Source organism: Arthrobacter nitrophenolicus, from assembly GCF_045833485.1.
GTDB lineage: Bacteria > Actinomycetota > Actinomycetes > Actinomycetales > Micrococcaceae > Arthrobacter > Arthrobacter nitrophenolicus.
This window is the reverse complement of sequence record NZ_CP174504.1, coordinates 3,994,077-4,006,922: the sequence shown is the minus strand read 5'-3', so window position 1 is coordinate 4,006,922 and position 12,846 is coordinate 3,994,077. Positions and strand designations below refer to the sequence as shown.

The 12,846-nt window shown below is 68.0% G+C and carries 7 protein-coding genes; 6 read left to right on the top strand and 1 reads right to left on the bottom strand.

Going from position 1 to position 12,846, the window contains the following annotated elements; all coding sequences use genetic code 11:
- Window positions 1-33: 33 nt before the first annotated feature.
- Window positions 34-867: a DUF5655 domain-containing protein gene (locus ACJJV6_RS18510; RefSeq protein WP_407709513.1), complete on the bottom strand. Its 834-nt coding sequence runs from the start codon at window positions 865-867 to the stop codon at window positions 34-36.
- 173 nt (window positions 868-1,040) lie between these two features.
- On the opposite strand from ACJJV6_RS18510, the gene ACJJV6_RS18505 reads away from it, so the two are divergent.
- From ACJJV6_RS18505 to ACJJV6_RS18480, 6 genes are all read left to right on the top strand, one after another.
- Window positions 1,041-1,511, top strand: a complete 471-nt coding sequence (locus ACJJV6_RS18505; RefSeq protein ID WP_407709512.1) for a pyridoxamine 5'-phosphate oxidase family protein — start codon at window positions 1,041-1,043, stop codon at window positions 1,509-1,511.
- A 53-nt stretch (window positions 1,512-1,564) separates the two neighbouring features.
- On the top strand, window positions 1,565-3,499 hold the full coding sequence (locus ACJJV6_RS18500) for a heavy metal translocating P-type ATPase (protein WP_407710522.1): 1,935 nt from the start codon (window positions 1,565-1,567) through the stop codon (window positions 3,497-3,499).
- Window positions 3,496-6,069 carry a cation-translocating P-type ATPase gene (locus tag ACJJV6_RS18495; RefSeq protein ID WP_407709511.1) on the top strand — a complete coding sequence of 858 codons (2,574 nt, stop codon included), beginning with the start codon at window positions 3,496-3,498 and terminating at the stop codon, window positions 6,067-6,069. The genes ACJJV6_RS18500 and ACJJV6_RS18495 overlap by 4 nt, the downstream gene beginning before the upstream one ends.
- Before the next feature lie 83 nt (window positions 6,070-6,152).
- Window positions 6,153-8,570 carry a phosphoenolpyruvate synthase gene (gene ppsA, locus ACJJV6_RS18490; RefSeq protein WP_407709510.1) on the top strand — a complete coding sequence of 806 codons (2,418 nt, stop codon included), beginning with the start codon at window positions 6,153-6,155 and terminating at the stop codon, window positions 8,568-8,570.
- A 43-nt stretch (window positions 8,571-8,613) separates the two neighbouring features.
- Window positions 8,614-11,796, top strand: a complete 3,183-nt coding sequence (locus ACJJV6_RS18485; protein ID WP_407709509.1) for a beta-phosphoglucomutase family hydrolase — start codon at window positions 8,614-8,616, stop codon at window positions 11,794-11,796.
- The gene (locus tag ACJJV6_RS18480) at window positions 11,793-12,827 is read left to right on the top strand and encodes an ATP-dependent 6-phosphofructokinase (protein WP_407709508.1); all 1,035 of its coding nucleotides are present in this window, start codon (window positions 11,793-11,795) and stop codon (window positions 12,825-12,827) included. Before ACJJV6_RS18485 ends, ACJJV6_RS18480 begins: the two co-directional genes overlap by 4 nt.
- Window positions 12,828-12,846 lie beyond the last annotated feature (19 nt).

The following is a 12,846-nucleotide window of genomic DNA, read 5'->3' as shown; positions in this document are numbered from 1 at the left end:
ACAGGGCATAAAGCCCCTAAACCGCAACCGGCCTTATGCGGCCGACGCGTAGGCCTCGCGCATCCACTCCTGCACCTCGCCGTCGAGGACGCTGGTGTCCGGAAGCTCCAGGTGGTGCATCCAGACAGCGGGGGAGGGATGGGCCACCTCCTTGAAGCGTGGCGATCCGTCCTCCCGCGGCAGGGGAAGCGAAAGGACCAGCGGAATATTCGAGGTGACATACATGCCCGGGCGCCACAGGTACGCGAAGCTGCGGCGCCGGCGGAACGCGATCTGGCACTTGCTGACACGGATATCCATCGGCCCCAGGCTGGCGGCCATCCGTTCCGCCGCCTCGTAAATTGCCTGGGCCGGGGGTGACCCTTCCAGGAAGCGGGCAACGGTCCAGGCATTGCCGTCGGGGTCCATGTGCCCGAAGCCTTTGCCCCTATTTCGCGGCGTCGGCAAGGTCATCCGCCATTTGGCCGCCCGGCTTTCCTCACCCGTGAGCAGTGGCCCTTCCGTGCCCTTGACGTAGAACGCCATGGGACCGCCGATAATGCTGGCGCCGGCGTTCTCGAGGGCGCGGGTGATCTTCCTGCCCGCGTCACCGTGGATGAACAGCTTGAGCCGGGTATCGAACGCGGCCGCCTTCACCCCGGCCAGTCCGCGGGCGGCCAGGTCTCCGAGTGCCCGGACGATCGCCGGCGTGGGCCGCCAGCCGTTGATCGGGCTACCCACGACGAGCAGGTCGCCGGCCTGGATGCTTCCGGGCTCGAACCCGTCCACGGGAACAGCCCTGGCACCGGCGCCGAGTCCGGAAGCAACGGCCTCGGCAATGGCCTTGGTGTTTCCGTAGCCGGAGTCGTACAGGATGACAGCCTTCATATCGTCGTGTCCTTTGCGGTGGTGCCGAAGATCGGGATTGTCTCCCAAGAAACGTACAAAGGACGCAGACGGTGGGGCAGGGCCGAAAGTCACAAGGGGCATCGGGAAATTCAGCCCGGAGCTCAGGCCTAAATGCCCTAGTTCGCCTGCGGGGGGCCGGGTACCTTCGGCGTATGCATAACGACCCTCCGCAGCCTGCCACCGAAGTCCTCCGCCCGGGCGACTGCTGGGACTTCCTGCGCGGTGTTTCGGTGGGCCACCTGGCAGTGACGGTGGACGACCATCCGGAAATCTTTCCGGTGAACTTCAAGGTGGACGACGAATCGCTCGTGTTCCGGACCGGCGAGGGGACCAAGCTTCGAAGTGCCGGCGGCCATTCCGCCGTCGCACTGGAAGCCGATGGATTCGACGCCTCCACCCGGACGGCCTGGAGCGTCCTGGTCAAAGGCCACGCCGTTGTCCTGGAGCCATCCCCGGAGCTGCTGACCGGCGTCGGGCTGACGCTTTTCCCGTGGCAGGCCGGGCAGAAAGACCATTTCGTCCGCGTCGTTCCGGCATCCGTCACGGGACGCCGGTTTGGCGTAACGTCGCCACTGACCTGGTGGAACCAGCTCGATGTTGCCCCGCGGGCGGCCGGTGGATGAAGCGGCCGGCAGGTCCGGTTGACGCCTCGGCCGCTACCCGGCTGACCGGGCACATGGATGCCGGCACTGACCGGGGAAGCCGTGCCGGCAGACTTCTCCGGCAATATCCCCTGGTGGCGCTGACCTCCCTCATGATCCTGGCCACCGTGCTCCTGCCGCAGTTCGGCCTCGAAGGGCCGGTCCGGCTGCTCGCTTCGGTCTACGCCGCCGCCGTTGTGCTCGTCAGGTCCGTGTCCATGATCCGGACGCTGCGGAAGGGCCGCTGGGGCATTGATCTTCTGGCGCTGATGGCCGTGGCCAGTACTGTCGCCGTGGGCGAGTACCTCGCCGCGCTGGTGGTGATCCTCATGCTTGCCAGCGGTGAGGGGCTTGAAGACTTCGCCCACGGCAGGGCAGTACGGGAGCTGAGGTCGCTGCTGGACCGCGCGCCCCGGTTTGCGCACCGTGAGATTGCCGGACCGGTCCTGGACGACGTGCCCGTCGACGCGGTGGTGCCGGGGGATGTGCTGGTGGTGCGTCCCTCCGAGCTGGTCCCGGTGGACGGGGAGCTCCTGTCGGACTCGGCGAGCCTGGACGAATCGTCGCTGACGGGGGAGAGCCTGCCGGTGGAGCGGCACCGCGGGGAACTGCTGCTCAGCGGGTCAGTCAACGGCGAGGCGGCCATCAGGATGCGCGCGACCGCCACGGCTGCCGATTCCCAGTACAGCCGGATCATCGCCCTGGTGGAGGAAGCATCCGCCAGCAGGGCACCGGTGGTCCGGCTGGCGGACCGTTATGCGGTGCCCTTCACCGTCCTCGCCCTCGCCATGGCCGGAACCGCCTGGCTGCTGTCCGGGGACCCCGTCCGGTTCGCCCAGGTCCTGGTGGTAGCGACACCCTGCCCGCTCCTCATAGCCGCACCGGTGGCATTCCTTGCGGGCACCAGCCAGGCTGCCCGCAAGGGCATCATCATCAAGAACACCAGCACACTCGAACAGCTGGCCAGGGCGCGGACCGCCGTCTTTGACAAGACCGGAACCCTCACGTCCGGCCGGCCGGTGCTGGACAGGGTGGAGCTGGCTTCCGGACCTGGGCAGGGCAACGGCGAAGGTTCCGCCGCCGGACGGCTGCTCCAGCTGGCTGCATCTGCCGAACAGTTCTCGTCCCACGTCCTGGCCTCATCCGTCATCGAAGCCGCTGCCGCGCGGAACCTTCGGCTTCTCCCGGTGACGCAGGCAACGGAACATGCCACGCAGGGTGTGGAAGCAGTGTGCGGGGGCGAAAGGGTAGTGGTAGGCAAGGCAGGCCTCGTCGGCGCTTCAGCAAGCGGGTTCCGGGCGGCCGCCCTGCAAAGCGGCCAACTGGCCGTCTATGTCGCCGTCAATGGAACCTATGCAGGCGCCCTCATCATGAAAGACCCGCTGCGCGCCGACGCAATGGACACGCTCGCCACGCTCCACCGGCTGGGCATCCGGCACACCATGCTGCTTACCGGCGACGCCCACGCGACTGCGGCGCATATCGCCAGGGAGGCGGGCATCCGGCACGTCAAGGCTGAATGCCTGCCTGCTGACAAGGTGAGCGAGGTGGCTGCGATCGCTGAACGCCCGGTGCTCATGGTGGGCGACGGCGTCAACGACGCCCCCGTCCTGGCCGCTGCCGATGTCGGCGTCGCCATGGGAGCAAAAGGTGCGACGGCGGCGAGCGAGTCCGCCGACGTCGTGGTCATGCTGGACGACCTCTCCAAGGTGGCCCTGGCAGTAGCCATCGGCAAGCGCACCCTCGCTGTGGCGCTGACCAGCATCTGGACCGGAATAGGTGCCAGCATCGCGTTGATGGCGGTGGCCATGACGGGTTACATCCCCGCGGTCACCGGGGCCCTCCTCCAGGAACTCGTCGACCTGGCCACGATCGTGAAGGGGTTGCGGGCGCTTCACGGGGCAGACCGCCTTCCGGGCATGACCTCCAGCCCTGTCGGGGCCACCAGCCGGGAGGCGGAGTACATGTGAGGGCGGCGGAGGGCCTGACCTCCAGGCAGGCGGCGGAGCTTCTCCAGCGGACAGGACCCAACCTCCTTCCGGCGGAAAAGCCCGTTCCCCAATGGCGGAAACTCTGGGGCGAGATGACCCACTTCTTTGCCCTGATGCTGTGGTGCGCCGCTGTCCTTGCCTATGTCGCCGACATGCCGCAGCTGGCGGTGGCGATTGTGGTCGTCGTCATCGTCAACGGCGTCTTCGCCCACATCCAGCAGGAACGTGCCCAGCACGCAGCCGCCAGGCTCCGCGGGCTGCTGCCCGCGGACGTGGTGGTGCGGCGGGACGGACGGGTCCGCACGGTCCACGCGAGCGAACTCGTGGCCGGCGACGTGGTGCTCCTGGCCGCAGGCGACCGCGTTCCGGCCGACGCCGTCCTGGCCACGGCATCAGCCTGCGCGGTGGACGAGTCCATGCTGACCGGCGAGAGCGAGCTGGTGCCCAAGAAGGCGGGCGATGCCGCATGGGGTGGAACCTTCCTGGTCAACGGGGAGGGCGAAGCGGTTGTGACGGCAACCGGTGCCCGCACCCAACTGGCCGGGATCGCTGCGCTCACAAGCCAGGCCGCGCCTCCGCCCACCCCGCTGTCCCTCGAGCTGCGCAGGATAGTCCGGGTCATCGCCGGTGTGGCCCTGGCAATTGCCGCACTCTTCTTCATCACCTCGCTGTTGGTGGGCTTCCAGTGGCGGGACGCCTTCCTCTTCGCCATCGGCGTGGCCGTGGCCCTCGTCCCCGAAGGGCTGCTGCCCACTGTCACCCTTTCACTGGCCATGGGTGCGCAGCGCATGGCATCTCGCAAGGCGCTGGTGCGCAACCTGGAGGCCGTGGAGACCCTGGGATCCACCACTTTCATCTGCACCGACAAAACCGGCACGCTGACCCAAAACAGGATGAACGCCGTGGAAGTCCTCACGACGGCGGGCCGCGTCCAGGTGGCGGGAGAGGGCTACCAGCCTGAAGCGGCGGTGCAGGGGGAAGGGATCGGCCGGGCGGCTGAGGCAGCGCTCGCGGCGCTCGCCGCATCCCAGGGTGGCGCAGAGTTCCGCGACGGGCAATGGCGGGCACAGGGGGATCCGATGGAAGCAGCCATCGATGCACTTGCCCGCAGGCTGACCGGACGGACGGCGGAGCGGCAAACACCCCTGCGCCGCATTGCCTTTGACCCCGCGCGCCGCCGGGAAACGGCGGTTGTCGGAACGGACGCGTACTGCAAGGGCGCCCCGGAAGCCGTGTTTCCTTTGTGCCGCGACGTGTCGGCGCTCCTGCGGGACGAGGTGCAGGGCATGGCATCAAGGGGCCTGCGGGTGATCGCAGTGGCACGACGCCGGCTGGACGCCGATGATCCTCCTGCCGCGGCCGGCAGGTGGCAGTCGTGCCCCGCGGAGCTCATCGAGCGGCGCATGGAGCTGCTGGGACTGATCGGCCTGCATGATCCGCCCAGGCCCGACGTGGCCGAAGTGATCCGGACGGCGCGCCGGGCAGGACTCAAACTGGCCATGATCACTGGCGACCATCCTGAGACTGCCGCCGCCATCGCCCGCGAAATCGGCCTGATCGGGACTCCGGAGGTTGTGGTGGAGGGCGCCGGCCTCCCGGATGACGAACAGATGCTCGGTGCACTGCTGGACCGGGACGGGGTGGTGGTGAGCAGGGTGTCCCCGGAGCAGAAACTCCGTGTGGCCCGGGCCCTGCAGTCCAGGGGCCACGTGGTGGCCATGACGGGAGACGGCGTCAACGACGGGCCGGCGCTCCGCGAAGCCGATATCGGCGTCGCCATGGGCCTGACCGGCACCGATGTGGCCCGCGAAGCCGCAGACCTGGTCCTCCTCGACGACCATTTCGGCACCATCGTGGCCGCCATCGAGCAAGGCCGCGCCACCTATTCCAACATCCACCGCTTCCTCACGTACCACCTCACGGACAACGTGGCCGAGCTGACCCCTTTCGTCATCTGGGCGCTCTCCGGCGGACAGTTTCCGCTTGCCCTCGGCGTGCTCCAGATCCTGGCCCTGGACATCGGCACCGACCTGCTTCCCGCGCTGGCACTGGGGGCTGAGCCCCCGGGCAAGCATGTCCTGGCCCGGCCGCCGGAGCGGCGGCACCTGATGGACAGGCAGCTCATGATCCGGGTTTTCTGCGTGCTGGGACCAGTGGAGGCTGCGGTGGAAATGGCGGCGTTCTCCGCCGTGCTGTTTGGCGGCGGCTGGATCCGCGGCGAAGCCCCGGAGGCGGGGCTCCTGATGGCAGCCTCCGGGGCAGCCTTCACCGCCGTCGTCCTTGGCCAGCTCGCCAACGCCTATGCGTGCCGGAGCGCGACGGCGGCGCCGTGGCGCCTGGGCTGGGGTACCAACAGGCTCCTGGCCTGGGCCGTCCTGGCCGAACTGGCCGTCCTCGCCGCGTGCCTGTACATTCCCCAGGCCGCTGCGCTGCTGGGGCACGCCCCGCCGCCGCCTGCCGGCCTCCTCCTTGCTGCCCTGGCAATTCCTGCGGTCCTTGCCGCCGACTGGGCCTACAAGGCCATCCGGGGCCGGATGCGGGCGGCATAGCCGTGGCCGCCGGTGCCCGCCCGCCCGTGCCCGCAGGACCAAAGCCTCTGCCCGCACTCTTCAGCCAGGCACAAAATCGAGGAATGAAAGCTGCCGCGGCACCATCCGTCAACAATGCCCGTGTGATGTGGATCGGGGAGACGGGCATCGGGGACATCGCCTCCGTTGGGGGGAAGAATGCCTCGCTCGGGGAGCTCAGCCGGTCCCTGCGGTCGGCCGGCGTCAGCGTTCCGGAAGGGTTTGCGACCACTGCTTCGGCGTACAGGGCGTTCCTGGAAGCCAACGCCCTGGTGCCGCGGGTCAAGGAACTCGTTGCGGACTACCGCAGCGGACAGTCAACGCTCCGGCAGGCAGGCGCCGCCATCCGGGAGCTTTTCCTGGCAGCGACGTTCCCCGAGGACACGGCGGCCGATATCCGCGAACACTACCGGGCGCTCTGCCGCCGGGCGGGGGAGCAGCAGGTGCCGGTGGCCGTCCGCAGCAGCGCCACGGCTGAAGACCTGCCCGATGCCAGTTTCGCCGGCCAGCAGGAGACGTTCCTGAACGTGGCGGGGGAGCGGGCGGTCCTGGACGCCTGCCGCCGCTGCTACGCCTCGCTGTTCACCGACAGGGCCATCACCTACCGCGAGATCAAGGGGTTTGACCACCTCGATGTTGCCCTGTCCGTGGGCGTCCAGCGGATGGTGCGGTCCGACGTCGGTGCTTCCGGAGTGATGTTCTCGATCGACACCGAATCGGGGTTTCCCGGCGCCGTCCTCATCAGTGCCGCGTGGGGACTCGGGGAAACCGTGGTGCAGGGAACCGTCAACCCGGACAAGTACCAGGTGTTCAAGCCCCTGCTCGCCAATGCTTCACTGAACCCCGTCATTGAGCGGCACGTGGGGGCCAAAGAACGGAAAATGGTTTACAGCCATGGCGGCGACGCCCGCACGAAAATGGTGGAGACCACCCCGCACGAACGCAGCTCGCTGGTGTTGTCGGACCCGGAAGTTGTCCTCCTTGCACGCTGGGCTGCGGCCGTTGAGGACCACTACGGGCGCCCGATGGACATGGAGTGGGCGAAGGATGGCATCACCGGCGAACTGTTCATGGTGCAGGCGCGGCCGGAAACCGTGCAGGCCCAAAAGACGGGCTCAACCTTCCGGACGTACCGTCTTCGGCAGCAGGGCAGGCTCCTGACCGCCGGGGCCGCAATCGGGGATTCCATTGCCCGGGGTCCTGCCTGCGTCATCCGTGATGCGAAGGACATTGAAGACTTTGTGGACGGTTCGGTCCTGGTGACCCGGATGACCGATCCGGACTGGGTGCCGGTGATGAAGCGGGCGGCAGGAATCGTCACCGACCATGGAGGACCCACCAGCCACGCCGCGATCGTCAGCCGCGAACTGGGGGTGCCGGCCGTCGTCGGCACACGGAACGCAACGGAAGTCCTTGCCAACGGCGCAGCGGTGACCTTGTCCTGTGCCGAAGGCGAAGAAGGGCACGTCTATGAAGGGCTGCTGGACTTCGCCGTGGAGGAAGTGGACATGGCCACCCTTCCCGCCACCCGGACGGCTGTGATGGTCAATATTGGCAGCCCTGCCGCCGCATTCAAGTGGTGGCGGCTGCCGGCCGCGGGCGTCGGCCTCGCGCGGATGGAATTCATCATCAACAACCTGATCCGCATCCACCCCATGGCCCTGGTCCATCCCGAGCGTGTCGCCGATCCGGAGGCCGCCGCGCTGATCGAAGACCTGACCCGGGGCTACCCGGACCGCCGGGAGTATTTCATCGATGTCCTGGCCACCGGGATCGCGAAAATCGCGGCGCCCTTCTACCCCAAGCCCGTTATTGTCCGCCTCAGCGACTTCAAAACCAACGAATACAGCCACCTCATCGGAGGCGGGGCCTTCGAACAACCCGAAGAGAACCCGATGCTCGGCTTCCGCGGAGCCTCTCGCTACTACAGCGAACATTACCGGGAGGGGTTCGCGCTGGAATGCGAAGCCCTCAAGCGGGTCCGGGAACACATCGGCTTTTCCAACGTAATCGTCATGGTCCCGTTCTGCCGGACGGTGGGGGAAGCTGACCTCGTGATCAAGGCCATGGCGGAACACGGACTGGTCCGCGGCGAAGCGGGGCTCGAGCTGTACATGATGTGTGAAATACCGGCCAACGTGGTGCTGGCCGGCGACTTTGCGCGGCGTTTCGACGGCTTCTCCATTGGTTCGAACGACCTTACGCAGCTGGTCCTGGGAGTGGACCGTGATTCCGAGCAGCTCGCCGCGCTCTTCGACGAGCGGGATCCGGCGGTCACCACCATGATTGCCGAGGCCATCGGCAAGGCCCACGCCGCCGGGATCAAAATCGGCATCTGCGGCCAGGGCCCCAGCAACCACCCCGACCTCGCCGAATTCCTGGTGGACCAGGGCATCGACTCCATCTCGCTGAACCCCGACACGTACCTGCGCACCATCCCCATCATCGCGGCTGCCGAACAGCGGCTGGGCAAACAGGCCTAAAGGCACTGGAAGCGGCGGCGCCTTCACTGGTACTGATGAAGCCATGACCACGTCGCCGACCGCTGCTGCTGCGAAGCCGCCCTTCGACGCCGTGATCTTCGACCTGGACGGCGTGGTCACGAACACCGCATCCGTGCACCGGGCCGCCTGGAAGGACGCGTTCGACCGGATCCTGCAGGACCCCCGGATCCCGCCGACGGCAAACCGGGCCGCGATGACCAAGGCCGACTACCTGAACTTCATCGACGGCCTTCCGCGCGAGGATGGCGTCCTGAAGTTCCTCGCCGCCAGGGGGGTGGAGATAGACCGCGGGACGCAGGCCGACGAGCCGGGGGCATGGACAGCGGTTGGCCTTGGTGCCCTGAAGAACCGCCTGTTCCTGGAACGCCTGAAACGCGGCGGGATCCAGGCCTACCCGGGAACGCTGCAGCTCCTGCAGCGGCTTTCCGGCGCCGGGGTGCCGGCCGCCCTTGTCACGTCCAGCCGCAACGCCTCGGCGATCCTGGAGTCAGCAGGACTTACCCGCTATTTCAACGCGGTGGTGGACGGCAACCTGGCCGCAAGCCTCGAGCTGCAGGGAAAGCCCGCCCCGGACACCTTCCTCGCGGCAGCGTCCCGGCTCGGAGTCCTCCCGTCCCGCTCGGTCGTCATCGAGGATGCCGGCGCGGGCGTGCAGGCTGCCCGCCGCGGCGGCTTCGGACTGGTGGTGGGAATTGACCGCAACGGGACCCGGCGCGAGCTGGAAGCGGCTGGCGCCGCCGTCGTGCTCAACGACGTCGCTGAACTGGACCTGGGACTGGTTGCCGGTGATCCCTGGCAGCTTGTCTATGAGGGGTCCGATCCGGGACACGAAGGGCACCGGGAGGCGCTCACGACCCTGGGGAACGGCTATCTGGCAGTCCGGGGCGCGGCCCCCGAGGGCGGGCCCTTTAGCTACCCGGGCATGTACCTGGCAGGGGTCTATAACCGGGTCTCGGCCGTGGTGGCAGGCGAAGAGCTGCTGGAAGAGCACATGGTGAACGGGCCCAACTGCCTTCCCCTGGACCTGCGCCCGGCCGGCGGAACCTGGTGGTCCGAAGGAGGGCTGGTTGTCCTCCGGGAGCGCAGGACACTGGACCTCCGCGCTGCCGTCCTGGAGCGGCGGCTCCTGCTCGAAGCGGCGGACCGGCGCCGCCTGGAGGTGGTCCAAACCCGGTTCGTGTCCATGGCCGACCCGCACCTGCTGGGCCTCGCCACGAGCATCACCCCGCTGGGCTGGAGCGGAACCCTTGATGTGCGTACCGGCATCAACACCGCAGTGAGGAATGCGAACATCAGGGACCCCTCGTCCGGACAGGGGATCCACCTCAGGGACAGGACCGGTCCCGGACCGGACCGCACGGATCCGGCGGACAGCACGGCTGTGGTGCAGGTGGAGACCACACAAAGCCTGGTCCGGATCGCGGCTGCCTTCCGCGTCGTTGTCCCCGGCGAGGCCGGGGCAGGCGGACGCGGCCGGAAGGGAGGCCTGCACTTCCAGTCCTTCACGCTTGCCCTCAAGGAGGGAACGACGGCGGAGGTCGCCAAGACGGTGGCGGTGGTGACGTCGCGCGACCACGCGATTTCCAGTCCCGAGTCGGAGGCAAAGGCGGTGCTGGAGCGGGCCGGCAGTGACTTCGATGCCCTGCTCTACGCCCACCGGGAGGCGTGGCGGCGGGAACTGCGTCCCTTCCTGGTGGAGATCGACGCCCCCGTACAGGTCCGGCTGGTCCTCAACCTCCATATCTTCCACCTCCTGCAGACACTGACCCACCACACCGCCGAGCTGGACGCCGGGGTCACCGCCCGCGGGCTTCATGGCGAGGGATACCGCGGGCATGTCTTCTGGGACGAGCTGTTCGTGCTGCCCCTGCTGACGTCACGGACGCCCCACGTGGCCCGTGCCCTGATCGATTACCGGTGGCGCAGGCTTCCAGCAGCCCGCCAGGCCGCCCGCGCCCTGGGGCTCCGGGGCGTCAAGTTCCCGTGGCAGAGCGGCAGCGACGGGAAGGAGGAAACGCCAAAGTGGCTGTACAACGAAAAGTCCGGGCGGTGGGTGAAGGACCACTCCCACATGCAGCTGCATGCGGGCCTCGCCGTCGCCTTCAACGCCTGGCAGTACTACCAGGCAACCGGTGACACCGCATGGCTCTTCGAACGGGGCGCTGAGCTGCTGATCGAAGTGGCCCGGTTTTTTGTGTCCCTGGCGCAAGACGACCAGGACACGGGCCGGTACCACCTGCGGGGCGTAGTGGGGCCGGACGAGTACCACACCGGCTACCCGGGAAACGCCGGGCCCGGCCTGGACGACAACGCCTACACCAATGTCATGGCGGCCTGGGTCTGCGTGCAGGCTTCCGAGCTTGTGGCCTCTGCGCACGGAAACGACCTTGCCGAGCTCCTGGAGCGGCTTGACGTGGCGGACGGGGAACCTGCAGCCTGGGCCCGTGTAGGCAAGGCCATGTACGTTCCGTTAGGCCCCGACGGCGTGATCAGCCAGTTCGAAGGCTACGAACAGCTGCAGGAACTCGACTGGGAACACTACCGGGAGGCGTACGACAGCATAGAGCGGCTCGACCTCATACTCGAGGCAGAAGGCGACGAAACCAACCGGTACAAGCTCGCAAAGCAGGCCGACGTCCTGATGCTGCCGTACCTGCTGGGGCATGAGGGCCTTGTCACGTTCCTCAACGAGCTCGGCTACGCGTACACGATGGAACAGCTGCACCGGACCATCGAGTACTACCTGGCCAGGACTGCGCACGGTTCGACACTGAGCCGCGTTGCCCACGCATCCGTCCTTGCCGGCCTGGACGCCGACCGCGCCTGGGACAGCTACCGTGAGGCGCTGGACGCCGACCTTGACGACACGCAGCACGGCACCACCCGGGCCGGCATCCATCTGGGAGCCATGGCCGGCACCATCGACGTCATCCAGCGCAGCTTTGCCGGATTGCGCATGAGCGGCGACACCATGGTGTTCGCCCCCAACCTGCCCGCAGGGCTCAACGCGGTTGCCTTCCAGGTCCGGTACCGGGGACATCTCCTGACCGTGCGCCTCGGGGGCGGCCGCATCAGTGTCGCCTCCGCGCCCGGGAACGCCATGCCCATCAAAGTGCGGGTGGCCGGAAGGGACATGACGCTTGCCGCCGGCCAGGCGAGGGACTTCGCCGCACCCCGGCAAATTAAGGGACCGGCCGGCCCATGAACCTTCCACAACGGCTGGGTGTCCTGACCAGCGGAGGTGACTGCCCGGGGGTGAACGCGGTGATCCGGGGCGCTGTGCTGGGCGGCACCGTCGCGCACGGTTACGAATTCGTGGGCTTCCGGGACGGCTGGCGGGGAGTCCTGGAAGACGACCTGCTGCCGCTGCCCCGGCGGGCGGTGCGCGGCATCTCGGGGCTGGGCGGAACCATCCTGGGAACATCACGCACCAACCCGCTGTCAGAGGGCGGGGTGGAAGCGGTCCGTGGCAGCATGCGCCGCCACCGGCTGGCGGGGCTGATCGCCATCGGTGGCGAAGGTACGCTGGCGGCCGGCAAGGCCCTCTCCGACCAGGGCGTCAACGTCGTCGGCGTGCCGAAGACGATTGACAATGATCTGGGCGCCACGGACTACACGTTCGGGTTCGATTCGGCCGTGCAGACGGCCACCGAGGCAATCGACAGGCTGCGGACCACCGGTGAATCGCACCACCGCTGCATGATCGCCGAGGTCATGGGCCGGAACGCCGGCTGGATTGCACTGCACGCCGGGATGGCGTCCGGGGCCCATGCCATCCTGATCCCTGAACACCGGGTGGCATTGAAGCAGGTGGCCGCCTGGGTCACCTCCGCCCGTGACCGCGGGCGGGCTCCGCTGGTGGTGGTGGCCGAGGCATTTACGCCGGAGGGGCAGGATGCGCCGTACGCGCCCCGCGGCCTGGATACATTTGGACGGCCGCGGCTCGGCGGGATCGGGCTTGCCCTTGAACGGGAGCTGCAACAGCTGACGGGGATTGAAACCCGCGCCACCGTCCTCGGCCACATCCAGCGCGGCGGCGAACCGACAGCCTTCGACCGCGTCCTGGCAACCCGGCTTGGAATGGCCGCGGTGGGGGCAGCAGCTGCGGGTCGCTGGGGGACGATGGTGTCCCTGCGCGGCACGGAGATCGTCAACGTGGGGCTGGAGCAGGCCCTGGGAGCGTTGAAGGTGGTTCCCGAGGCGCGCTACCAGGAGGCGGCCGTGCTGTTCGGCTGACTGGCTCCGCCTTGCTTGC